The organism is Bacteroides salyersiae, from assembly GCF_031172035.1.
GTDB lineage: Bacteria > Bacteroidota > Bacteroidia > Bacteroidales > Bacteroidaceae > Bacteroides > Bacteroides salyersiae.
In genome coordinates this window covers 3,552,761-3,577,156 of the sequence record NZ_CP133452.1, presented here as the reverse complement: position 1 = coordinate 3,577,156, position 24,396 = coordinate 3,552,761, and the positions used below count along the sequence as shown (strand labels likewise).

Genomic DNA, 24,396 nt, shown 5'->3' with positions numbered 1-24,396 from the left:
ATGAAAAAGCATACATTTGCAGCCGCTTTATGCGGATTGCTAACCTTGACATCCACTCACCTGTCAGCACAGGAGGTAGACGATAAATATGTAGAAAACGATGTGGTATCCCTGGCAGGGAAGAAAGGATTTTCTTTCAGCACTAAAGCCGGTGATTTCCTCTTCAAACCTTATGCATTGGTACAGGCCAGTGCCTGTCTCAACCGATATGATGATCTCGGACTCGAAACTCCTTATGCCGATAACATCGCCAATACCGGTTTTGCCATTCCAAACGCCATATTGGGATTTACCGGAAAAGCATTCGGAAAAGTGACTTTCAACCTTTCCATAAATGCAGCTAAAAGCGGCGGAGCCCTGTTACAACAAGCTTGGTTTGATATTGCAATGAAAGAGTCTCTCCGAATCCGTGTAGGTAAATTCAAAACACCTTTTATGCATGCATACCTCAGCACATTGGGCGAAACCCTGTTCCCGGTACTTCCTACCTCCAGTACGGCAACAGTCGTTCTTCCCTACGATCTTCCCTATGTCAACCCCAATTTTGCCACAGGTTTCGATTTGGGTATACAGTTACATGGGTTGATCCATGGTAAATGGAATTATCAAGTAGGCATTTTCAATGGTACGGGTGCAGATGTAAACGTTGCCTCCAAAACCATGTGTGATGATCACAAATGGTTGCCAGCTTTACTCTATTCCGGACGTTTTGCCTACATGCCCAAAGGTGAAATGCCCGCTTCACAGGGTGACCCCAATAATCTGAAAAGCGATAAAATGCTAATAGGCGTATCAGCATCCTATAATGCTGAAGCAGAATCCAAGAGTAGTAGCGATCTGCGGGTCGGAGCAGAATTTGCCATGATGAAAAATCGCTTCTATCTGGCAGCCGAAGCTTATTACATGAACATGCATTTCACTAAAATCCAGAACAAATCAGATGACATGAATTTCTGGGGCGGATATGTACAGGCCGGATATTTTATCACCTCCAAACTGCAAGGTGCATTACGCTATGATTTCATGGATCGTAACGGATTAGATACCGGTGGACTGCTAAACATGCCCGCTATAGGTGTAAACTATTATTTCTTCGGAAACAATCTGAAATTACAAGTGATGTACCAATACATGGGACGTACGGGAGACAATACTCAGAATGACCGTGATGAAGCCGGTATCGGTCTTGCCCGCCATAACGCTACTGCTATGTTGCAATTTACTTTCTAAACAAGAACAATGAATTCTATTTTAAATATAAAAAACGGTTTATATATCCTTGCCGCATTATTCATTATTTCTTGCGACGAAGGAAAAATATATCCTGATGACACAGTGGATTCAGGCCGGACAGCCACTGTTACCCTCACCTTCGACGGACTGGGAGCATGGCCTAAAAAGAATTATCTTTCACTGGCTGCCATCGGAGAAGACGGCTCAACAATCACACTGACCAAACGAATCAACAAACCGTCTAAAAGTGATCAAAAGGTAACCATCCGACTGAACAATCTAAAAGAGAATACCAAAAGCATAGATATAGCTGTTATCAGTAACGGACAAAGCTTAATCTATTCATATTACTCTTTTCCGATTGACAACTCAATGGAGACAATAACGCTTCCTATCGAAAACTTAAATCTGGCAAGTTTCGATCGGATACAAAAGCAGGTTTTCGAAACCAGTTGCATAGCATGTCATGGAGGAAGTACCCATATTTCGGGCAACCTCAACTTGACCGAAGATAAAGCTTACGCAGCATTAGTTAATGTAGAAGCTCCTTTATCTCCCGAAAAAAAGAAATATGTATCTCCCGGAAATGCAGAAGAAAGCTACTTAATAGACATTCTGGAAGACAACGAATATCATAAGGATATGTTCAACAGCACCGGTAAACAAGAAATATTAGGACTGATAAAAACCTGGATAGATGCCGGGGCTGAAAATAATTAAAACCATATGGACTATAAAAAGTATATAAACGAAGATAATAATACCATAACAGATTTATCGGAATTTATTTGTGATAACGGAGTTTCGGAATACCAGGTAATGATACACATCACCCAGCCGAACCTCACCTATCAAGAACAACTCGCCGGTATATTAAATACTTTCACCAACTTACTGACAGGTGAATTGAAAGGTGCCACTGCCGTATTCAAACGTTATTTCCTCAGCGATGCCGCCAATCAAGCGGATACGCTGCTGGCATTGACAACCGAATATTCCGATTGTGCCCTCTCCGTTGTGGAACAACCCCCTCTCAACGGTACCAAAATCGCACTGTGGGCCTATCTGCAAACCAACGTACAAACGCGTGTACTGCCCAATGGACTATTTGAATCGGTGCATGGCAATTACCGGCATTTCTGGAACGGCAGCGCTTTCAATCGTGCAGCGAACTCCGAATATCAAACGCGGCTATTGCTCAACGACTATGTAATGCAACTCATGGAACAGCAATGTACACTGGCAAACAATTGCATTCGTACTTGGTTTTTCGTACAAAATGTAGACGTAAATTACGCCGGAGTAGTAAAAGCCCGCAATGAAGTATTTGTCACACAAAATCTGACAGAACATACTCACTATATCGCCAGCACTGGTATCGGCGGCCGGCATGCCGACCCTAAGGTAACCGTGCAAATGGATAGTTATGCAGTAAAGGGTATTTCTTCCGAACAAATACAATACCTTTATGCTCCCGATCATCTTAACCCGACCTACGAATACGGAGTCAGTTTTGAAAGAGGAACTTGTGTAAAATACGGTGACCGCCGCCAAGTATTCATTTCCGGCACGGCAAGCATTAACAACAAAGGAGAGGTGGTATATCCCGGAGACATTCGTAAACAAACTCACCGGATGTGGGAAAATATAGAAGCTCTTCTAAATGAAGCCGAATGTTCATTTGATGATGTGGCACAAGCGATTGTCTATTTACGCGATCCGGCGGACCATCAAGTTGTAAAAGAAATGTTCGAACAGCATTTCCCGTGTCTACCCAAAGTTATCCTCCTTGCTCCTGTTTGCCGTCCGGGATGGCTTATAGAGATGGAATGTATAGCAGTAAAAGCCGATCAAAATGAAAACTTCGCAAACTACTAATGAAACAATTCATAGTTAGCTGTTACTTGTTGATTATTGTATGTTTGGCTGCAACTACTTTTGTAGAGAAGGCTCAAGGAACCCCATTCGTCAATGAACATATTTATCATTCTTTCTGGTTCATTGCCCTATGGGGCATTCTGAGTTTATCGGCCTGCTGGTATCTGATCAAACAAAAGGTGTACAAACGAAAAGAGATTTTCTTACTCCACGTATCTTTTATTGTCATTCTTACAGGTGCTTGTCTCACCTATTTCACCGGACAGCAAGGCGTCATACATCTCCGCCAAGACAAGGTAACCACACAGACATTCAAAAATACGGATACACAAATGGAATATCCTCTCCCATTTGCCATAGGGTTAGACACATTCTATGTCAGTTATTATCCTGGTACGGAAGCTCCGGCAGACTATGTCAGCCGAATTTATACCGATGAAATTCCTTGCCGGAAAGCAGAAGTTTCCATGAACCGTATCTTCTCACATCACGGATACCGGTTTTATCAAAGTTCATTCGATGAAGATTTCCAGGGCACATGGCTCAGTGTCAACCATGATCCATGGGGAATTCCCGTAACCTATAGCGGATATGCCTTATTATTTATTTCAGCTTTATGGATACTGCTTTCCCCGAAAAGTAATTTTCGTCGGTTACTGAAGCATCCGTTGCTACAACGAATGGGGGTCGTTTTCCTCTTATGTTGCTGGGCCATTACAACCCAATCCAAGCCTATAAAACGAGAGGATGCAGATGTATACCGCACCAAACAAGTGATGTACAACGACCGGGTGGTACCTTTTAATACACTTGCCCGAGACTTCGTTATCAAGCTGACCGGAAAAGACAATTACCAGGGATTAAGTCCCGAACAGATTTTGCTGGGTTGGCTCCTGTATCCGGATGAATGGCAGAACGAACCGATGATACAGATCAAGAATAAAGAGCTGCAACAACGCTTAGGATGTGGTTCTTATGCCCGCCTTACAGATTTCTTCGACCGGGAGAAAGGATATCGTTTACAGGAATACTGGAACCGCCTGCATCAAAGCGGCAAACAAGATGCATTATTAAAAGCAATCACCGAAACCGATGAAAAAATATCCCTTATCGCCATGCTGCGACAGGGGACATTGGTTCGACCGGTTCCTGATACCGGAGTCCAACGCTTGTCTGACAGAAAAATACAAGCCGAATTACTTTATAATCAGATTCCTTTTTCAGTCATTCTATATAGGATAAATCTTATGGGAGGAATATTGCTACTCCTTTGCCAATGGAGTAAGCGCCCCTTATTCCGCTTTCGAAGTTTTCGGAGAATTACTTTCTGCCTTTTATTAACCTCTTTCCTATTCCATACCTTCGGAATGATATTACGGACGTATATCAGTGGCCGCTTACCGATGAGCAACGGATACGAAACGATGCAATTTATGGCATGGATTATCATGTTGATAGCCTTGTGTCTGCAACACCGCTTTTCACTAATGGCATGTTTTGGTTTCCTTCTCTCCGGATTTACATTATTAGTGGCAAGCATCGGGCAAATGAATCCACAGATAACCCCGTTAATACCGGTACTCTCTTCACCATTGCTCAGTCTGCATGTTTCACTAATCATGATGTCGTACGCTTTACTCGGCTTTATAATGTTAAATGGCATTGCTGCCATCATCTATTTCCGGAAGAACGAAGAAGAACAGGTAGAACGCCTTACTTTACTCAGTCGTATTCTACTTTATCCTGCCACACTGATTCTGGCTCTCGGTATCTTTATCGGTGCCGTCTGGGCAAATATATCTTGGGGACGTTATTGGGCATGGGACCCTAAAGAAGTATGGGCACTAATCACACTATTGATATACGGTATCGCGTTTCATACTCAAAGCATCAAGGTTTTCCGTAAACCTATATTCTTTCATGTCTTCCTGATAGCAGCTTTCACAACTGTATTGATGACCTATTTTGGAGTAAACTACTTTTTAGGAGGAATGCACAGCTACGCCAACAATTAGCCCTCAATATCCAGTATACAGGCATCCTCATCAGCCACCGTGTCAACCAGCCCCATACACTTCCGTAACAACTCCTGCCCGCTTGAAAAGATATAGCCTCTTTTCCAAAGGAGCTTAATTAAAAAAGGATGAGTAATCAACCGTATCACTCATCCTTCTTTATTTTACTTTATAAACATAAAAAGTAACTTTTAATATACCGCCACTTTCCTATCGTTTACAATATACAGCCCGGCCGGCAAACTCTTTGTCGTACGACCCTCAGGAGCTTCAAACGAAAGAATCGCCCGTCCGTCAATACCATACACCTGTACCTGACAAGCAGAAAGCGTTTCAACTATCAATTCACCTTTTCCTGCATAGGCACGAAAACCGGTATCTGCTGCCGGAGCCGAAACTATACCCGTAGACAATGATGAAATATCATGTCCTGTAAAGACACATGCGCGATAATTGTTATCACCGTTATTTATCACATTCAGCGTCCAGTCACATCCCGGGAAAGTGGCTGTCCGGTTGGCATTCATTGCCGAAACAAGCAAATCACCGACCACTACGCCCCCTTGGGTCGCAGTACTGATCGAGTTTTTCAAAGGATAAGTTTTCAGGCTATTGCTTGTAAGATCCGTATCGAGTGTATAAAGATAAGAAGCGGCATACAGATCGTATCCCGGAGCCAATAGATTACCATCTTTCGGAATAATATTCTCTACTTCAGTCAGTGCGCCGTCTATCATAATACCGGCTTGTACAGCACCATTTTCTGCGTTACACTTCAAAATAAAGGCACGAAGTCCGTTGGTCTGTTTATTCGGATTTTCCAGACAAACATTCTCACCATCCATAACATTGCCGTAAAAGCTACCCCCCATGTACAGTTCATTACCGGAAGCAGCCAGACACATCGGCTTCATGCGTGCCCCATCCTGTGTCACCGGATGTTCTACTGTCTGCAACAGACGCGCCCATTTTACACTTCCGTCTGCCGGAGCAATGCAAGCATAGAACAAGCAATCCTTTATACTGGGTGTCAAGCGATCGTTACCCAACATCACGGCAGACTCGCCATCCCCTTTCATATAGCCGCTAACGTACAAATTTCCATTATCAAGAACGATATTTTTGGGAATCTCGCAACTTATCACCTGTCCTTTTGTCACTACATTCCACTGTGCCGTACCTGCTTTATCCAATTTAACTACAAAAAGATCACCGCATGTTTTCTGTACATCACCATCCCAGCCCTCGGCATTACGGGGAGATGAAAGATTGGCATTCCGTCCGAAATTGATGGAAGTACGATAAGTACCCGTCAGATAGATATTATCCTCTCCATCCGCTACCATATCACGCAGATCAAAATTATCATAAAGTTTTTTCTGAGTACCACTGACGGTTACCGTTTTATAACCTACATCGATACGCTTCGTCCACTCCACTTTTCCGTCCTTACTGATCTTTGCCAACACAGGTTGATATACACCACCATACGTCTCATAATCAGGAGCATCCCATTTGACGGAAGTCTCTACCCCATCAGCATCAACCAACTGACAAACGATGTCACTTTTATAAGTCGAACGGCTCGAATGTCTCATTTTGAGAGCAATCACTACCCCGCCATCCGAAGTAGCAGCCATCGCACCATCTGAGAATTCTCCCACATTGGTATGAATCCCCCATAGCAGATGTCCGTCTGTTCCGACTTTATAAAGTGTCATGTTATAATTACCGTTTGTCTGCAGTACATCGGGTACCCCCGTACTGGTTTTCTCCGAAGCCTTTGTGCCATCAGCAATGTTATAGAAAAAATAATCCGTTGTCAGAGAGTATCCTTTACTTACACTCCCATCCGGATCATAAGAAGTTTCTTTATCACTGGAAGCAAAGTTATTCATAAGAAACACATATCCGTCTGACGATGCTTTAATTGCCTGGGGAATCTCAAGCCCCATACCATCTTGCGAAGTTACCCATTTCAATTGGGGTTCCTGTGCAGACAGGCCGGCTACAGACAACAGACCGGCCACAGCCATTGTTAGTAATTTTCTATTCATCATATTTCATAATTAAAGGATTTATAAACTAAAAGCGCGGTATCACATATTTATCCGTACCGGAAGTAAACGACAAACGTAATGGAAATACATATTTACCAATTTTCTCTGCCGCAGAAAGCTCTTCTGCAGGAAGTTCCATTGATTTAATCAACGAATAATCATCAGCATTCACTGCATAGTAAACTTCGACTTCAGGACGCGTCACACGCAATGTCCAATCGAACATATTGCCAAAAACAGCCAACGCCTCTTTCTCCGGATCAAAGGAAGGAATACCAACCTTTACTACCTCATAAGTCTTATTCCTAAGTACATAGAAAGACCGGTCGGCATCTGTCATGAAAGCCAATGTCTTCCGGTTTTTAAACTCCGTCACAAACACGTGCTTCAACTGTATCCCATCAGGCAATTCAATACTACGCACGTACGGTCTGCCTTTCATCTGTTTCAGATGAAACAATCGGCGATCGGCATCCAACAACAGATATCCTTCGTCATATTCCTTGCGCGTGGTAGGATTACCGGCTATCTCGGTGGCAGGAAAATGGAATCCTTTCTTCTCCATCGCCTCAGTAAAACGCCGGCTTTTCTCTTCGTCCACCGTATTGGAAGCCATGCGGATAAATTCAATTCCTTTTCCCGTAATACGGAAAACATCATCGGGCATCTGTAAGTCCACCCTGCCGGACATACCTTCGAGCAGAGGATAAAGTCCGATATGGGGAGCATTGATATCCGAAGGGACTACACGGAAATTAAAATTCTCCATCTGTGCCATGCGTGGTGTGACCGGCACTCCGTTGAGCGTATCCGGAAAACGTTCGTCCGACATCAATTGCCGGAAATAAAACATAGGAAGGATACTGTCAAACTGAGCTTGCGTATAAGTCCTGCCGGAAAGATCGCTACGGAGCATACCTTTATCACCCGACGGAGTCATCATGGCAAAATCTCCGATGACGGAACTATATAAAGTAAAAGGCGCTTTTGTAGAACGTGCCGTCAGGAAATTGTAACACCAGGGAAGCTGCCAGATCAGCAGACAGACGATCGTAAGTCCTAATAATAGTTGACTAAAAAGTTTCATTATCTATTCTTCTTTATTATAAATGTAATCCCTAATCTTGTTTCCCCTCTTTAAAACGTACAATAGAGAGCCAGGAGAATGTTCCTGTCAGCAACGTACATACGGCAAGCCACGGCAAAAATCCATTATAAGCTTCCGGCGTAGTAGAAAGGAAAAAGATACGTAACACCAGTACAGCAACAATCAGGTTGAATATACGCCGCTTCCATGAAGGTTCCAGACAAATCCAGGACACAAGCAGATATCCGGCTATTCCGGCCAAATACCAGGGAGCAGCCGTCAACAAGATATGACGGACCAACTCGGATGCCAATATGCCTTGCAAGTAAAATCCCATCAGTACATAATTAAATCCGAAACAGACCAACAGTACGAGCAAACCGTAAAGCAACATCAGCATGACCATACGCAACTGCGAATACGGAAGATGCAGAGTCAGTTTCAAACATTTACGGTGCATCTCCGGAACAAACTGTACCACAGCCAAAAGTATTCCGGCAAGTAAGGGAATGTACTGCAATAAATCAACAAATACGGCATCCCTTTGCAGCATTACTTCCCATACATGTTCCACTCCTTTCAGTGTCACCACCCGGTTGATACGGAGCATTGAATAACCGGCAAAACCCACTGTTACTACCAAAGCCAGCAACAGATACCAACGGGTCTTGATCCATTCTTTATAAAATATAGCATTCATCTTTCAATTCTTCTCTTTCAATATTTACCGGTAAGGCCGATAAAGGCGTCTTCCAGACTCACTTTCTCACTATGCAAACCGGAATAGGGTACTCCTGTTTTTATTAAAGCATTCTCCGCTTCAGCAGGTTGAAGGAAAGAGTAGGTTTCAAGCGTCCGGCGAATCACCGAAGGATGGTAGAAACCGTCCATCTCCTGCGGCTCATAGCCTTCGGGCACAGTACACGTATAACGACGTACCGTATCCAACAATTCCTTTACCTCCTGTTGTACCAGTATTTTCCCATAATCCATGATTATACAGTCGTCGATCAGACGTTCCATATCCTGTATAATGTGTGATGTCAGAAATACGGTTTTATTCTCCGACCGTGCATAGTCACGCAGGTAATCGGTAAACAGGCGGCGATAGCCGGGGTCGAGCCCGAGCGAAAAATCATCCAAGACCAGCAGATCGGGATTTTGCGCAAGAATCAGTCCCAATGCCACTTGTGAGCGTTGCCCGCAAGACATACGGCTGATACGCTGCCCCGGTGCGACCTTCAATTTATCCATCAGTTCATAATAGGCATCTTTCCTCCACTGTCCCGGATAAAAAGCGGCATAAAACTTCTCGATTTGGGTAATGGTCATAAACTGATATTGCACATGGCCTTCGATCAGTAGTCCGATATTCCGTCTCAAAGCAGGATCCATTGTTTGAATGTCCTGTCCGAAAATACGGCATTCACCCGAACGGGGTTTCAGATAACCACTTAGAATATTGATAGTGGTCGTCTTTCCCGTACCGTTCTTCCCCAATAATCCGAGTATACGCCCTTTGGGAACAGTAAAGCTGAGATTTTCGTATATCAGGCGTTTACCGTAGTAATGTGTAAGGTTATTACACTCTATAATTTGTTCCATCTATTTCTATATGATAATAACTAAAAGCAGAATAAAAACAATAACGGGACAAGTATCCCCGCCAATAATTCTATTCCGCCCCTTCCTATAATTCCGTTTTTTCCTTTCAGCATAAACATGCCCGAAAGAGTTATTACAATCAGAGCCACTGCAAAGATATCGGCGAAATGTGTCCACCACTGTCCGGGATTATAATGAAGTCTCGTCATACCTCCTAATATAGGACGTTTCTTCACCGATTCATAAACGGCAGCTCCGGTCTGTATATTCACTTGCAGACTGGAACCGCCTTTTAAGAATACTTTCATCACCTCTTCGCGCGGAAAGTAATGTTTGGTATAGTTACCCGCTTCTCCCAACGGTTCTAAAAGGGAGAGCACGGTTTTCTTGTTTATCTGAGCCTTTGCAGGCAAAGGCTCAGACAGAACATATTCCTGCTGTTTCACGGTGAAGTTCGGATTAATGGAATCCCGGTGATTCATCACGATCCCCGATATGGCATATATCAATACCATACCGGAGAAGAAAAATGATAAATCCCGGTGAATCACCCTACTCCACTTTCGAAAACTGCTGCTACTGAATTTCATAAGAAGAAGCTTCCACAAAATAGAATGACAGATAATCTTTACCGGTTTTGGCCTTTCTGTCGGCTATCTTCGCACGGAAATCAGCAATACGCGCTTCCGGGGTATTAGCCGTTTCACTACGTGCTTTCTTTTCGGTACTGCATCCGGCTTCGCCTTCACCATGTTGTTCGGCAGCTTTGGCCTTCAGTTGTGCTTCCCAATTCTGAAGGTAAGCCTCATCGATGCGCTGTTCTTTTAAATCGCCTGTCACACGAACAATCGAATTGACACATTTCTGATCGAACTTACCGACACTGCCACCTTCTACACGAATGGTCTGTGTATCGTCACTTCCCATTAGGAAAATCTTACGTCCGCCATGTTTACAGATATGTGTACACACACCTTCTATGGTAACCTCTTGTCCGGCAAACTCACCGGCATTTGCCAAAAGGCTGTCTATCTCCATCGCTCCGGAAGCAACTACTTCCGTAGTCGCCCCTTCACTGTTTGCCTGCTGTTGCTTATTTCCGCAGGATGCATTGATTATACCAGCCACTGCAATAGCAGCAATTACCGTCATCTTTCTAATCTTCATTGTTTCTTGTCTTTTTATTGATTTACACTTTTATTTAACAGCCACTTTATAAGAAGCATCGCCTATTTTCAATATATACAGCCCCCGTTCCAAAGGATAAGATACCGTACCGGCCTCCGCTAACTCATTTATCAGGATACGTCCGTCTGTTCCGGCTATCATTACAGAGGTTTGTTGAGGAAGTACTACATACAAAGTAGCATTAGAAGTCCACATACGAATAAAATCAGCCTCATCCTTTTCAATCCCTACACCACCTGCTTTGAAGGTAGCGGCAAGCATTACATCAGTAGCAGGCATCACAAAAGAATCATCCGTCAGTGTAGCGGGTTCTTCATTAACCGTCAGTACATCCAACTGGTAACCTTCATCCGGTGTGATGGTCAGTTTCACAGGATTACCGGCCACAGCATAGAATTCCGCTTCCTCATCCTGCGTCAACAGAACAGGTAAGGCAAGAGTACCGTTAACCATTTCCGTAGATACCGACACCTTATAAGCATCACCGGCTTTTACGCTGCTGCTTACCGGCGAGTGCTCTTCCGTATAGGTCCAGCCGGCAAGATCACTTCCCGTCGTACGATTCAAATAACCGGCATAAGCAGTCATCTCGTCAGCCAATGCTTGCGATTGTATATCTGCAATTTCAAGAACCGTACCGGATACGTTTTCATTGGCAGCCTCGACAATACCTTCCTGACGGTAAGAACGGGTAACCACCGGATTATATCCATCACCTAAGATAGCTCCACCTTTAGCTCCGGAAACAACCTTACCCGTACTCAAACAAGCAATAACTTCTCCCTGAATGTATCCTACGATACCTCCAACTTTATCCGTACCGGAAACGGAACCGGTAGAAGAACTGTTGATAACCTTACAACCGCTACCGGCATTTCCGACCAATCCGCCGGCATAGGTAGAAGATGTAGTAATACGACAGGAGTCATTGTTACAGTTCAAGACAACCGCCTTCGAATTCAAATAACCGGCAATTGCTCCCAGATAATTAGTTCCCGTTACCGATGATTTACCGGAAATAGTGACATTGGCAATCGTATCACCGGAAACGTAGCCGAACAACCCACCATAACCGGTACCTGCATTCACAAGCATATTCTTCACACTATGGCCACGACCGTCAAAAGCACCCTTGAAATTCTTGGATGAACTACCGATAGGCAGCCAGGTAAAGGCAATTCCATCGGCATTCTCGCGAGTAAGGTCAATATCGGCTGTCAAAGCCACTTGTTTACCTGCCATCATATCACCGCCATTGTTTACTTTATCAGTAATATAAGCCAATCCGAGCGGAGTATGAATTTCATAACCGGTTTCAGTCTCGGCATAATCTGTTCCGGCTACGGCCTCAGAAGCCACTTGATCCCAACGTCTCGGAAGACTGAACAAGACTTCTACTTCCACATCACCGGTGGCAGTACGGAAATTATTCACATATTCAGTTTGTAAATCACCGTTCACGCGTAGTGCGTAGAACACATACCCTTCATCCGGAGTAGTTGCAAACTCCACAGCAGTATTCTTCTTCACAAAAATAGTAGTGGAATCCTGTGCCAATACAGCAACCGGTTTCACTAATTCATATTTTCCATGTTCGGGCTCCTTCACGCTTAAAATGTAAGCAGATGCAGCAACAGTGTTTTTAGCATCAAAATTCGGGCAGGAGTTAGCTACCTTCACCCATTGCAAATAAGAAGTCAATTCCTTGTTATTCAAATAACCGGCAAAGTTCGACATTTCCGTGACAAGAGCCGATCCGTACATCTGCTCTGCAGTAAGGGCATTTCCGCTCGTATTCATATCGGAACCGGATGTTACCGTATTTTCAAGATAATAGCAACGGGTGATTGGGCCGGGGTTGTTTTTGTTATTATTATTACCGACAATACCACCTGCATATCGCTTAACGGCAGACACCTTGGCACTGCTTACGCAGTTCTTTATTTCGGAGAACATATTGATTTGTCCCACTATACCACCGGCGGTATTTTCATCAGCAGTTACATCGCCTGTATTATAACAGTTAGCTACTAAACTCTTGCCTGTACCGGCAGTCGGTGTTTGTAAGAAGGCCACAATGCCACCGGCTGTTCCTTTAGCCGAAATAGCCCCTGTATTAAAGCAATTGTATAGAACGCATACCGCATTGTTATCTCCTAAACGGGCCGTTATTCCTCCGGCCATATTCGCTGTGGTTGTAACAGTACCAGTATTGGAACACATTGAAATAACCGTCTTCGCTCCGGTTGCATCTCCCAAAACTCCACCGACATACATAGCGGTCGAAGTCAGGTTGGCAGCATTATGGCAGTTAGTCACCAAAGTATTGGATACGGCACCCGCCACTGCTCCTAAATACGTCTGTGCAGAAGAGATACGGCTATTTTCGCCAATCTTTATATTCTTGATTTCTGCACCATCGGCTTTTCCGACCAATCCGGCATACTTCTCTGCCGTTGCATTTATATGCATATAATCAACGGTATAATCAGCTCCATCGAATATTCCGTTAAAAGGATGATCGTCTGTTCCCATCGGCATCCAGAGTAAAGTATCTCCGGCAGCATTAGGTACTCCCAAATTGATATCACTACCCAAACGGATAAATGTATTTTCACTACCTTCGCCTGCATTTACTTTGGAAGCAGCATAAGCTAATCCTTTGGCTGTATAAATTTCATAGTTTTCTCCTTCTAACTTATAGTCCGCACCGGCCTCGGCATACTGCGCCATATCTGCCCAAGTCAAGGCTTCGCCGGAATCAAACAGCAGGGTTACTTCCACATCTCTTTCGGGCATGGTAAAAGTATTGCCCTCGCTGATCTCTCCATTCAGTTTAAGCCCGGAGAATGTATATCCTGCAAAGGCTTTTACATCTAAAGTCACTTGCGTTCCGGGAGTATGATAAAATGCCTGCGCATCATCAGTTGCCAACGGATGAGTAACAAGTTCGCCCATCAGAGAAACAGCTACATTAACACGATAGGCATTCGCAGCCACATCGGCATCAGGTACCGGATACCCCTCTTCACCCAGTTTCCAGGCAGTGGCGCCAAGTACTCCTCCCGAAAGAGCATTCTCATAACCGGCATTTGCCGTGAGCTCTTTGAGCAGGGCTTCACTCTTTAACTGCTCATCAGTCAGCACAGTAAAAGCGACCCCATTTTCACCGGATTTTCCTCCGTTATCCTTAGAATAATTACGGCTGATAAGCGTATAACTGGCACTTGCCACAATACTATATCCTTTTTTATCATCCAAGCTTACCTCACCCATATTAAGGTTGTTATTCAAACGCCCGCGAATACCGGCATAATAAGAACCAGCTACCGCTTTCCCAACAATGCCACCACCACGAATTACCGAACCATAATTTGCATTGTTCAACACGCGTGAATCTTCATAAAGATAACCGACTATACCTCCTGTATAAGAATTATCTGCATCTTTTCCCGTTACTTTACCATAGTTGACGCAATTGACCACTGTATCCGCTTTATTGGTACTGGCAGTAATACCTCCCACAGAACCGGGATTACTTACTTCACCATAATTCTTACATCCTCCAATGTAGCCGCTCACATTCATACGCCCGATGATACCACCCACATAAACATTGGTTCCTCCGGGAGAAGACACTGGCATATGATTGGTACAATTCAAGATACGGCTTTTAGTCAGAAGACCGGCAACAGATCCAATCTGGGCACTTGAATTGGTGGACGTAACAGAAGAGTTGGAACCGATAACCAGATTACGGACAGTCGCGCCGCTCAAATTACCAAAAAGTCCGACAGCTTCTATCGTTCCCGATACTTGCATGCCGTCAACAGTATGTCCCTGCCCGTCAAATGTTCCTTTAAAAGGAATATCGATCTTGTGGCCTTTGATATAAAGACCGACAGGAGTCCATAAAACAGTTTCTTCACCCACCGTCTTAGCTAAACTCACATCATTACCCAACTTAATGGTTTTCCCTTCGAACGTATATTGATAAGTATTCACCAATACAGAAAGGCCGGCCAATTCTTCCGGCTTTGTCAATGTGTATTCTGTTCCTTCTTTGTGTTCGGTATACCACAAGGTATCCGGTTTCTGGCTATCATCCGTCCAGCTAATACTCTGTGCAGCTAAGGGAAGAGAAAAGGCTGTCAACATCATTCCTCCCATTAGCAATAGTAATTTTTGTTTCATACTCATTTTACTTTGTTTATTAATATAAATACAAGTTATCCATCATCTCTTTAAAAAGCGACTCCTACAGAAGCCGTCAGGCTATTTGCTGCAGAAGGCCGCGTATCGTGTCCATATACATACCGAAGCTCCAAAAACAAACCATAGGCCTTATGTCGGGAATAATCTCCCCTCATTGCTACCTGAAAACCCGCCTGATTGGCCGCCAAGTAACCATAATTGCCATATACCGGCTGATTCAACTTCTTTGCTTCTTCCGTTTCAACTGCCGGCAACTGCAATTCGGGGGTAAGGGAAGCAACATATCTTCCTCCCAACTCTCCACGCAGCAACCAATGACCGCAAGGAAACATCGCTTTTAGCATCAACTGAGAATGCAACCGGTGAATCTCCATTTCACGACGAGGATATACATAACGGGTATTCATATCGGTATATCCTATGGAGGGAATGATTGAAAAAACAGTCCCCGACCGATACATATATTCGTAAAAGCCCGACAGTACCCCACGACTTATCCGATTCATATACATCTCATCTTCTGCTATCTGCGGATAAATATTACCGGAAGCGTCTCCGAACAGATTCTCCGTTCCGGTACGTTTGGTAAATGCGGCTTCCAACTTCATCCCCCAACGTGAAAATCTATCTTTGCTACTACGCCAGGCAATCTCTCCTCGCAGGTCATGTTCACCGACGGATGCCATCGGCAACTCGTTGAGGGAAGAAATTATTTTATCAAAAGAGAAATGATCGTAAAGCAAAGAAACGGCAAAACCTCCCTCACCGGCATCGAAAGGTGAAAGATTCACACTTCCGCCAAAAGAACGTCCTTTATAAAACGACTTCCCTTTTGCCCCACGAAAACGATAATAATCGGTACCCAATCCGGTGAAGTGATAAATATTGGGGACTCCCAATTCGTTATAAAACTGCAAATCGTTGGTCTGTTTATACTTGCGGGCATGCAAAGAATATCCCAATGCATAATGGTTGCCGGTTTTCCAAGACATGCCGATTGTAAAATACAAATCACCCGTCAGGTTTTTGGGACGGGGATCCGCATTCCGATACTCGATATCGGCACCATAAGACCCCTCCGCACCGATGGTATAGCTTCCTTTGCGATAAGCATATCCTCCGGAGAAATAATATTGCTCGGATTTCAGATCGCCACCTACTGTATCTCCCATCACATAAGGATATAACAGCAGATAATCCGAAGTCTCATTCCAACGCCGTCCTGTTTTCTTCCCGTTCTTATAGCGGGCTTCTCCCCACAGGCTGCTATTCCCCTTACGGATAAAAGAGCGCACATCCACAAAACCCATATATCTGCCATCCCCTTCCTCCGCCAACGAAGGCTGTTCTTCATGAATATACTCTCCTCCTGCACGCAATTCATTCAGTGTCGAGGGATGCCAGACGTATTTCATTGCCGGATTATCATAAACCAAAGAGAAAAACCCGCTTTCTGCCGTCGTACCGTTACTTCGCATACGCCCGTACAAAGACAGGCTGTCGGCGTCGGCAGCATGCAGCCCTAAAAAGGAAAAGAATAAAACAGTCATTAAATAGTATCTCATGATAGATGTCGGGGTTAAAGTCATTCTTCAACGGGTTGTACTCCGTCGTATGTCAACGTTTCTGCCTTCCTACCATCGGCACTTATCGCCGTATTTTGTTCTTCGATAAGAGAAGGTATACATTCTGTATTGAAATCGTCCGTCGAGTTATCCGTATCTTGCAATACCCTGTGACCGTTCTCATCCAGATAAAGCATTTTCCGCCGGACACTCTTGAAATAACGGTCCTTATCATGATCTATCTTTCCGCAATGAGTCCATCCGGCATCTACGGTAGCCGGTAATACGTTCCATTGACGTTCTGCTTCCACACTACAATTCACTCCGTCGACAATCCAGTCGTTCGGCAGTTTATAAGCCTTCTGAGACCAGGGATAATTGCCTTGCGGACTCGATATAATGTATTCGTATTTATAAAAGAATTTTTTCAGATATTCCTCTTTCGGAACTTGCATACGCGCCAGCGCATACGAACGGAAACCGCGATTATGAAGCACAAAGACAGAAAGCGTATAGCAATACCATTTATCGAGGTTCTCCACCGTTTCACTGTCAATATCCATATTGTCCGGTGAAGTGGAGACATCATACCATTCAAAATTGGCTTCACTAAGATCAAAAGAGTTCGGATTGGCCACCTGATGGTTGATGCCGGTATCACAAATCACCATACTCTCACCGGGCTGTACCGGATGCTCCTCACCACTGCCCGGAACAACGTAAATGGCATGTACCGTCATCGTGTCCTGACGGATGTCCGGAGTATAATCATACTTCTGTGTAGAGACGAATTTGGATTCCACCAGCGCCAGACCATCGGCATACAACACATGGTCCGTGTTATTGTAGATTTTCACATACGAATCGCCATAATATTGTTTACCGCTCTCCCGTAACGTACCCGTAAAGAAAATTTCTTCGATAATAAAATCATCCTTATCAATCAGCAGATGGGTATTCATCGTTAATGACACATTCCCGGATGTAAGATTCACATTTTCCAAAGCGCCACGCAAGCGCCCTTTCACTGTACGTCCTTCATCTACATAGGTTACATCGGCTTTATAGAAACAGTTGTATAATCCCTGAGGCAATTCCGGTTTCTCTGTAGCCGGCACTTTTACAGACAATCCACTGGATATGTTCTGGAAAGTAAGGGTATCGTTCGCTATCGATGCACCGGACAGGTCGTCGGGAAGTTTCACGGTAACCCCGGTGACGGTTCTCGATACATCCTCCAATTCATTACAAGCAGTAATACCTGACAACAGAATAACAAATACCGATAAAAACAAACTCTTTTCGTACTTCATATATCGAATAATTTATTTATAAACTAAAATTCAACTCCATGCCGAAATAAGGTTCTACATTCCGGCGTACTGTCAATCCACGACTTTTAAAGTCGGGAGTATAATCTAAGAGCTTATTGGCAAAAAATGCTAAATTAAGATACTTCCCTATCTTCTTCGTAACTTTCAGATTGACATAGAAGGCCATCGGAACGGTATATTTATCAAAAGTTCCCGAACTGATGGGAATAATCAGATGTTGCAAATAAAGGTCTTCTTTCGATGCCTCCGTATAGGGATGTTCCTGTCCATCCTCTGCCCACAGGTAGCTTTCGGGCACTCCGTCACGATAAAAAGCCTGCTTGCTGGTAAACCACATGCATTGCAACGAAGTAGAAAAAATCAATCCCCACTCCGGTATTTGCGTATCGAACATCAGGTTCGTGTTAAACTGCTGATAGACATTCCCGTCGTCCCAGTTATAGATACCAATGTACGAATCGGATATCGATTGGCCATCCACCATTTCGGATACGGTGCGCGGCATACGGATACTGTTGGTGTAAGTGGAACGGAACCATGCCCCACTGAGATTTACCACCGTACGTAACGGCTTGATACGCTGTGAACGGAATTGGAATTCCACTCCCTCTTTCAGCAGACGGCTTCCATTGGTCGCTTTATTATATCCTCCCAATATTTTCTTATCAGTGTAGGGCAGATCGTCCAGTGACGGAGGTCCCTGCAAAGCCGAACCGGTAATCTTACTTGCATCGTACTCCTTATAAGCATAAGAGGTATAATTGGCCACATAGCGAAAACCGGTATTCATGGATTCGCGGAAATAGCTTACCGACAGACGATTCCCCCCATAAGTAAAGTCTGCACGCAACTCCCATTTCTTATTACGCGCCGGACGTAACTCATAGTTGGTACGGTCTTCGATATAACTTCTTATGTTGAAGCGGCTGTTCTGCTCCGGATTCAGAACATCGTAATAGCCAAGCTGCACAATGTCTTTATAATAAGCATCGGGGAAGAGATAATCGAGCGTAGGCATCTTGGTAGTCCAGCCGATACCACCCCCCAGTGCGATTTCAAGGTTATGGGTTTTGCCCAGATCAATTGCAGGGAAATTCCACAATCCGTTGATACGGGGATCCAGATAAAACTTATTGTTCAGAACGTATCGTTTGTCAAGCCCGACAAGTGCCATCGCACGTATACCCCCCATTAATTCCAGCTTATGGCGACCGATTTTCGCTGTCATTACATCTTCAATAAATACACCCACATTCTGTAATGCAGGAATGTCTTTATAAGCTCGCGGACGACTACTCCATCCTCCGGCAGCCAACGGCCGGGTGAGATCGTACACTTGCCCGCGACCGAAGTTCTTCGTATAACTCCATTCACCTCCCACCTTGGCGTTATTCTTTACCGGGCCATTGGTAAATGAAAAGTCTCCTTTCAATTTGATAAAGGCGTTGAACGGTTTTCCATCCGACAGATAATCTGCCACATACTCTTTAAAAAGGAGAGTGGCATCATGTTCGCCCTCACCCGTTGTGGAAGGGACAATCATATAACGCTGCGGCGCTACCAATTTACGACGCGTCAAACGATCGAACTGTGCATTGGCAGATGTGTTCAACTCGATGCCTTTGACAGCCTTTACTTTGGGAAAAGTCCAAAGGAAGTTATTGGTCAGAGCTACCCGGTTATAGGTAGATTTATAAGTATCCGTGTTGCCGTAGTTCAGTTCGGGATCTTCTTTGGCATTATCAAACGAACCGGTATAGTCAATACCCGGAGCATAGCGCATGGTCCAGTTATCGTGGCTATAATTCCAGGTAAAACGTAGAGAGGTATTCATCCGTTTGTAGTTCACTAAATTATTACGGGGATCCGGTTTGGAATCCAGATAACCTACATCTACATTCACTACCCCATCTTCAGCACCCGGCAAGGCAAATCCCTTTCCGGCAGAGAAAAGTTTACTGTATCCGTCTGCCTTGAAACGCGCATTGAGAGGGGTCAGTTTACGCACCTTTTTTATATTGACAATTCCACTCGTAAGGTTTCCATATTCTGCGGACGGGATTCCTCTTACCACTTCCACACTTTCGATGTCGTCCGTAGAAATAGAACGCATATCTACCCCCCGGTTAACAATGTTACGGCTGCTCTCCGCCGAATTATCCGATACAGGCGAAGCTTGAAGGTTAGCATCGGTATTGATCGGAATACCGTCTACAATAAATTGCGTACCGAGTGAAGTAATGGAATAATCACTCCCGGCATCTCCTTTGGTTCCATCTGCTTTGATCACTCCCGTTTCGCGCAAAGTGATCGTATTGGCAGACCCCATATCCGGATCACGTGACATACCTCCGGGCAACAACTCCAACAAATCGGCAAAACTGGTAGGTTGCAGATGTTGCATAGCCGGACGGTCTATTTTAGAGGAAGAAACGAGTCCTTTCGACTCAGTGGCAGTAATAACGACTTCTTTCAATTGGTTATCAGAGCGTAATCCGATAGTCATATACGTACTTTTCTTTAATTCTACCGTACGTTGTTGACGTCCGTAACCAATAAAAGAGACCGTGAGTTTATAAATGCCCGGAAAAACATCGGTTATCCGGAACGTTCCATCGTCACCGGCTATGGCCGAATAGCGGCGTGTCTCCTCACTTTCCAACAAAACGGTTGCATAAGGAAGCGTCTCATGAGTAACCGCGTCACGTATAATACCGCTAAATATTAACTTATCGGCTGTATAAGCGTTCCCTGCATATAATAATAGAAATAAAAATAAGAAACAATATCTTGTCTTTTTTTGTCTCATAAGTCCAGAACGTATTTCAAGCTACAAAAAAAGGCTAAAATAAGATAGCAGGAAATACCTATAGATTAGTATTCATTTACATTGCAGTACTTATATATAGGTAATTTTTTATCCATAACAATACAATGAATAATAATCACTTAAGATGATCAGATTCAAACAGGACAGCCGAAGAAGAAAATATCTAAAGATATAAAAAGGTAACGTTTTCCAACTAAAAATAAATAAAACGGTATGCCGGTAACCGCAAGCAGGGTATTTACCTCCACCAGGAACTATCCATACAAGCAGTATGCACCGTGCTCGATGCATCTAACCACGGTCTTCAGGAGACTTTAGCACGGTGCATAAACCAAGGCCCCCGCTCACCCGGTAATGTCGAGAGGTAAAGGGTATCAATTGCCTGTGCCACCACCCCGAATGGCACATTGGCACAGTATCCTCAATAGCTAATCTTCACCCCTGCAAAAAAACTTCTGGGAGTGGCAGGACCATAAATATAGTTGGAATCCCGGTTGGCTCCACGATCGAAATCTTTCTGATAAGCCTGAAAAATGTTTTGTATACCGGCATTGAGCTGAAATACGGTCGATTTACAAAACTTAAAATCATAGGCTGCTTTTATACCGAGATCGAAGAAATCGGGGGTCATAAGAGCAACTGCCGGGCGTTCGGGCATCTCTCCCATCGCTGCATTCTCGGCAGAGATGGCGGCACGCTGTACGAGCATGCTACCGGTATATGTACCAGACAGAGCAATGGTCAGCGGTTTTATCGGCGTATAGGTAGCGGTGAAATACCCGTAAGTATTGGGAGTACGAAACATCTTTTTCTCAGCCGGTGCATCATCGTCCCACTGATACGGTTCGTCGTAACGGCTACGCTGTAAAGTTACACCGGCCTGAAACTGGAATTGTGTCAGATAAGCCAGTTTGCCTTCCAATGTCAACCCCATCACTTTGGCACCGGGACCGTTATAGCGTGTCCGCACCAATACTCCGTCTCCCCGGTCTTCATACGGACCAAGAACAAAAACATCTTTCAAGGCAGTATAAAAACCTTCTACAAGGAAATTCACCTGCCATGCACCGAAACGGCGATACATATCGGCAGAAGCACTCAGACTTTGAGATTTTTCTTCTTTCAACCCTTTGGCACGTTCGATCATAGAAACCGTACCACCGACGTTTTCAATATGCATGTCTTCATCAAAGGCTTGCGGAGCACGGAAGCCCGAAGCATAACTGAGCCGGAAGTTAACATCCTTTGTCGGGTTGAAACGCAGGTTGGCACGAGGACTAAAGATCACATGATCTACCATATTATGCTTATCCAGACGACCGCCCAGAAGAATACCCCACTTTTCGTTTTTCCACTCGTTCTGCAGAAAACCGCTATAAATATTCACCGTCTGCTCGGTATGGCGGTTGTATCCCCACATGTTATCTTCCAGATGATCACGGTTGTACTCCAATCCTGCCGTGAGATCGGCCGGCATGAAAAGACAACGCCCGAAGCTATACATGTATTGTGTGCCTCCCATCACAGTGAAATCGGTGGTCTTGCCATAGGCATTCGGATCTTGTCCGCCACCGTAATAGCTGTCCCGGTCGGTATTGGCAGCCGAAGTAAAAACACTGAAACGATGTTTCTCATTGGGTGAAAAGTAATCGAATTTCAAACTACCGCCATCAATGGCATGCTCCAGTTGCTCGGCGATATTGGCTTCATGAGGCGGACGGTTCAGCATATCTCCACCCCGGCGGAACTCTTGCAGATGATGATATTCAAAAGTAAGTTTCGAATAAGTACTGGTTTTGAAATAAGAACGGAAACCTACCGTCTGGTTCTTCAACTTCGGTAATTCGGTAAAACCGTCGCCGTCATAATCGTATCCCGAGCGATGACGGTTCTGCCCGAATATATAGACTCCCGCACGATGATCGTCGGTCACAAGAGAGAGGTTCAGAGAGGTATTGTTATCAAAAGAATTGCCCCCGCTGAAACCGGTGATCGTATGAGAAAGTTGGCCGGAATTGCGCAACGGCTCTTTTGTGATGATGTTAATCGTACCGGCAATGGCAGACGAACCGAACAGAGCCGAGCCACCGCCACGCATCACCTCCACCCGTTCGATCATACTGGCAGGAATCTGTTCCAGACCGTATACTCCCGACAATGCACTGAATACGGGACGAGAGTCTATCAATATCTGCGTATAAGGACCATCCAGCCCATTGATACGAACTTGCTGAAAACCACAATTTTGGCAATTGGTCTCTACACGTACACCGGGTTGGAAATTCAACCCCTGTGAAAGCGTACTGGAATTAGTCGATTCAAACAGCTTTAAATCGACTACATTGACAAGTGTAGGCGCCATACGCCGGGTAGTCTCATTGCGATTGGCAGAAACCACGACCCCATCGAGGGCAATGGCGTCTTCCTCCAGTTCGAAGTTCTCTTCCAGCGTTTTTCCTTTCTTCAGGGTCACACTGCGGATGATGGTTTTATAGCCCACCGAACTCACTTCCATCACAAAATTCCCCTCCGGGAGGTTCTTTAGGAAATAATGCCCCGTGGCATCTGTCACAGTTCCGATAGTCGTTCCTTTAAGGGCAATTGTAATATACGGCAAATGTTCCTCACTGTTCTTATCGAGTACATGGCCGATGATATTGGCATCGGACTTTTTCAATTCGGAGTGTTCCAATGGAGCGGGTTGTCCGGACATAGCAGAGGTAAGGGCACAATACAGGCCCGCAAGAATAAATATATATTTCTTCATTTTCGTTTGTTTTTTAGGAAGTAACCGCACGGTGCAGGTATAGGCGGACCGTGAAATAGCCTCATACTCCCATATAGGAACATGATAAGCATACTTCTCCCCTAACCGCCATCCGGCAGCCACTTGTTTTGAATAAATAAGAGCAAGAATAAGACAGGCTCTCAGAGATTTTTCTTTTCCGCAGACATGCGGAAGTATTTACTACAAACGAAAAGAAGGAGGTGCCCTCAATGAAACCACTCCCACACAGGGAGTTAAATGCCCCGTCCGCTGCGGACACCACAAAAGCGTACAAAGCAGTAAAGCGATGAATGAGGCAAATACAGGAAGAATACCTGCATCAGTGGTCTGAAAATGATTTAAGAAATGGATTAACTGGAACTCGACCGTAGTGTGGCTATGCTCGACCCCTTTTTTGAATGGATGGGAATGGACAATTGTTACCCCATTCACCACGTGCGAGTGAGTGAAGAGCGTAATACCTGCCATGTACGAAATAAACAGTACAGGAAGGAACCATTTCATGATATTCAAATACAGTCGTTTCATCTTGTTAGTCCCGAGGCAAAGATAAGCAGATTCATGATACAAATCAACCCTTACCGGCAATGAATCAGCA

The 24,396-nt window shown here is 44.5% G+C and carries 16 protein-coding genes; 4 read left to right on the top strand and 12 right to left on the bottom strand.

Annotated elements, in window-relative coordinates; all coding sequences use genetic code 11:
* Genes RB604_RS13235 through RB604_RS13220 form a run of 4 tightly spaced genes read left to right on the top strand, consistent with a single transcriptional unit; the run spans position 1 to position 5,126 of the window.
* Positions 1–1,230 (top strand): porin, encoded by a 1,230-nt coding sequence (locus RB604_RS13235; protein ID WP_021936325.1) that lies wholly within the window; start codon positions 1–3, stop codon positions 1,228–1,230.
* A gap of 9 nt (positions 1,231–1,239) precedes the next feature.
* The gene (locus tag RB604_RS13230) at positions 1,240–1,953 is read left to right on the top strand and encodes a hypothetical protein (RefSeq protein ID WP_005923157.1); all 714 of its coding nucleotides are present in this window, start codon (positions 1,240–1,242) and stop codon (positions 1,951–1,953) included.
* Positions 1,954–1,959: 6 nt separating this feature from the next.
* On the top strand, positions 1,960–3,111 hold the full coding sequence (locus tag RB604_RS13225) for a Rid family hydrolase (protein ID WP_005923160.1): 1,152 nt from the start codon (positions 1,960–1,962) through the stop codon (positions 3,109–3,111).
* Entirely contained in the window at positions 3,111–5,126 is a 2,016-nt protein-coding gene (locus RB604_RS13220) for a cytochrome c biogenesis protein CcsA (protein ID WP_055295048.1), read from the top strand. Before RB604_RS13225 ends, RB604_RS13220 begins: the two co-directional genes overlap by 1 nt.
* Before the next feature lie 191 nt (positions 5,127–5,317).
* On the opposite strand, the gene RB604_RS13215 is transcribed toward RB604_RS13220, so the two are convergent.
* The 12 genes from RB604_RS13215 to RB604_RS13160 form a co-directional block, all read right to left on the bottom strand.
* On the bottom strand, positions 5,318–7,186 hold the full coding sequence (locus RB604_RS13215) for a hypothetical protein (protein ID WP_224202922.1): 1,869 nt from the start codon (positions 7,184–7,186) through the stop codon (positions 5,318–5,320).
* A gap of 25 nt (positions 7,187–7,211) precedes the next feature.
* Positions 7,212–8,273, bottom strand: coding sequence for a DUF4857 domain-containing protein (locus RB604_RS13210; protein ID WP_005923166.1), 1,062 nt, complete (start codon positions 8,271–8,273; stop codon positions 7,212–7,214).
* Positions 8,274–8,304: 31 nt separating this feature from the next.
* Positions 8,305–8,973 carry a hypothetical protein gene (locus RB604_RS13205; RefSeq protein ID WP_005923169.1) on the bottom strand — a complete coding sequence of 223 codons (669 nt, stop codon included), beginning with the start codon at positions 8,971–8,973 and terminating at the stop codon, positions 8,305–8,307.
* Positions 8,974–8,990: 17 nt separating this feature from the next.
* Positions 8,991–9,878, bottom strand: coding sequence for an ABC transporter ATP-binding protein (locus RB604_RS13200; RefSeq protein WP_005923172.1), 888 nt, complete (start codon positions 9,876–9,878; stop codon positions 8,991–8,993).
* A 20-nt stretch (positions 9,879–9,898) separates the two neighbouring features.
* Entirely contained in the window at positions 9,899–10,468 is a 570-nt protein-coding gene (locus RB604_RS13195; protein WP_005923175.1) for a PepSY-associated TM helix domain-containing protein, read from the bottom strand.
* On the bottom strand, positions 10,455–11,045 hold the full coding sequence (locus RB604_RS13190) for a hypothetical protein (RefSeq protein WP_055295046.1): 591 nt from the start codon (positions 11,043–11,045) through the stop codon (positions 10,455–10,457). Before RB604_RS13190 ends, RB604_RS13195 begins: the two co-directional genes overlap by 14 nt.
* Before the next feature lie 30 nt (positions 11,046–11,075).
* A complete protein-coding gene (locus RB604_RS13185; protein WP_229103573.1) occupies positions 11,076–15,260 on the bottom strand; it encodes an InlB B-repeat-containing protein in 4,185 nt (1,394 codons plus the stop codon).
* A 50-nt stretch (positions 15,261–15,310) separates the two neighbouring features.
* Positions 15,311–16,846, bottom strand: coding sequence for a DUF6850 family outer membrane beta-barrel protein (locus tag RB604_RS13180; RefSeq protein WP_055295078.1), 1,536 nt, complete (start codon positions 16,844–16,846; stop codon positions 15,311–15,313).
* A gap of 20 nt (positions 16,847–16,866) precedes the next feature.
* Positions 16,867–18,159: a DUF4876 domain-containing protein gene (locus tag RB604_RS13175; RefSeq protein ID WP_005923186.1), complete on the bottom strand. Its 1,293-nt coding sequence runs from the start codon at positions 18,157–18,159 to the stop codon at positions 16,867–16,869.
* Positions 18,160–18,175: 16 nt separating this feature from the next.
* The gene (locus tag RB604_RS13170) at positions 18,176–20,989 is read right to left on the bottom strand and encodes a TonB-dependent receptor (RefSeq protein ID WP_055295042.1); all 2,814 of its coding nucleotides are present in this window, start codon (positions 20,987–20,989) and stop codon (positions 18,176–18,178) included.
* A gap of 442 nt (positions 20,990–21,431) precedes the next feature.
* Positions 21,432–23,777, bottom strand: coding sequence for a TonB-dependent receptor (locus tag RB604_RS13165; protein WP_055295075.1), 2,346 nt, complete (start codon positions 23,775–23,777; stop codon positions 21,432–21,434).
* A 201-nt stretch (positions 23,778–23,978) separates the two neighbouring features.
* Positions 23,979–24,302 carry a DUF8478 family putative metalloprotein gene (locus RB604_RS13160; RefSeq protein ID WP_081791225.1) on the bottom strand — a complete coding sequence of 108 codons (324 nt, stop codon included), beginning with the start codon at positions 24,300–24,302 and terminating at the stop codon, positions 23,979–23,981.
* Positions 24,303–24,396 lie beyond the last annotated feature (94 nt).

Coding starts and splice junctions, on each gene's coding strand:
- RB604_RS13205 (WP_005923169.1), bottom strand. CDS start 8,973: ATGAATGCTATATTTTATAAAGAATGGATCAAGACCCGTTGGTATCTG.
- RB604_RS13170 (WP_055295042.1), bottom strand. CDS start 20,989: ATGAGACAAAAAAAGACAAGATATTGTTTCTTATTTTTATTTCTATTA.
- RB604_RS13180 (WP_055295078.1), bottom strand. CDS start 16,846: ATGAGATACTATTTAATGACTGTTTTATTCTTTTCCTTTTTAGGGCTG.
- RB604_RS13195 (WP_005923175.1), bottom strand. CDS start 10,468: ATGAAATTCAGTAGCAGCAGTTTTCGAAAGTGGAGTAGGGTGATTCAC.
- RB604_RS13200 (WP_005923172.1), bottom strand. CDS start 9,878: ATGGAACAAATTATAGAGTGTAATAACCTTACACATTACTACGGTAAA.
- RB604_RS13190 (WP_055295046.1), bottom strand. CDS start 11,045: ATGAAGATTAGAAAGATGACGGTAATTGCTGCTATTGCAGTGGCTGGT.
- RB604_RS13230 (WP_005923157.1), top strand. CDS start 1,240: ATGAATTCTATTTTAAATATAAAAAACGGTTTATATATCCTTGCCGCA.
- RB604_RS13210 (WP_005923166.1), bottom strand. CDS start 8,273: ATGAAACTTTTTAGTCAACTATTATTAGGACTTACGATCGTCTGTCTG.
- RB604_RS13220 (WP_055295048.1), top strand. CDS start 3,111: ATGAAACAATTCATAGTTAGCTGTTACTTGTTGATTATTGTATGTTTG.
- RB604_RS13185 (WP_229103573.1), bottom strand. CDS start 15,260: ATGAAACAAAAATTACTATTGCTAATGGGAGGAATGATGTTGACAGCC.
- RB604_RS13160 (WP_081791225.1), bottom strand. CDS start 24,302: ATGAAATGGTTCCTTCCTGTACTGTTTATTTCGTACATGGCAGGTATT.
- RB604_RS13165 (WP_055295075.1), bottom strand. CDS start 23,777: ATGAAGAAATATATATTTATTCTTGCGGGCCTGTATTGTGCCCTTACC.
- RB604_RS13235 (WP_021936325.1), top strand. CDS start 1: ATGAAAAAGCATACATTTGCAGCCGCTTTATGCGGATTGCTAACCTTG.
- RB604_RS13225 (WP_005923160.1), top strand. CDS start 1,960: ATGGACTATAAAAAGTATATAAACGAAGATAATAATACCATAACAGAT.
- RB604_RS13215 (WP_224202922.1), bottom strand. CDS start 7,186: ATGATGAATAGAAAATTACTAACAATGGCTGTGGCCGGTCTGTTGTCT.
- RB604_RS13175 (WP_005923186.1), bottom strand. CDS start 18,159: ATGAAGTACGAAAAGAGTTTGTTTTTATCGGTATTTGTTATTCTGTTG.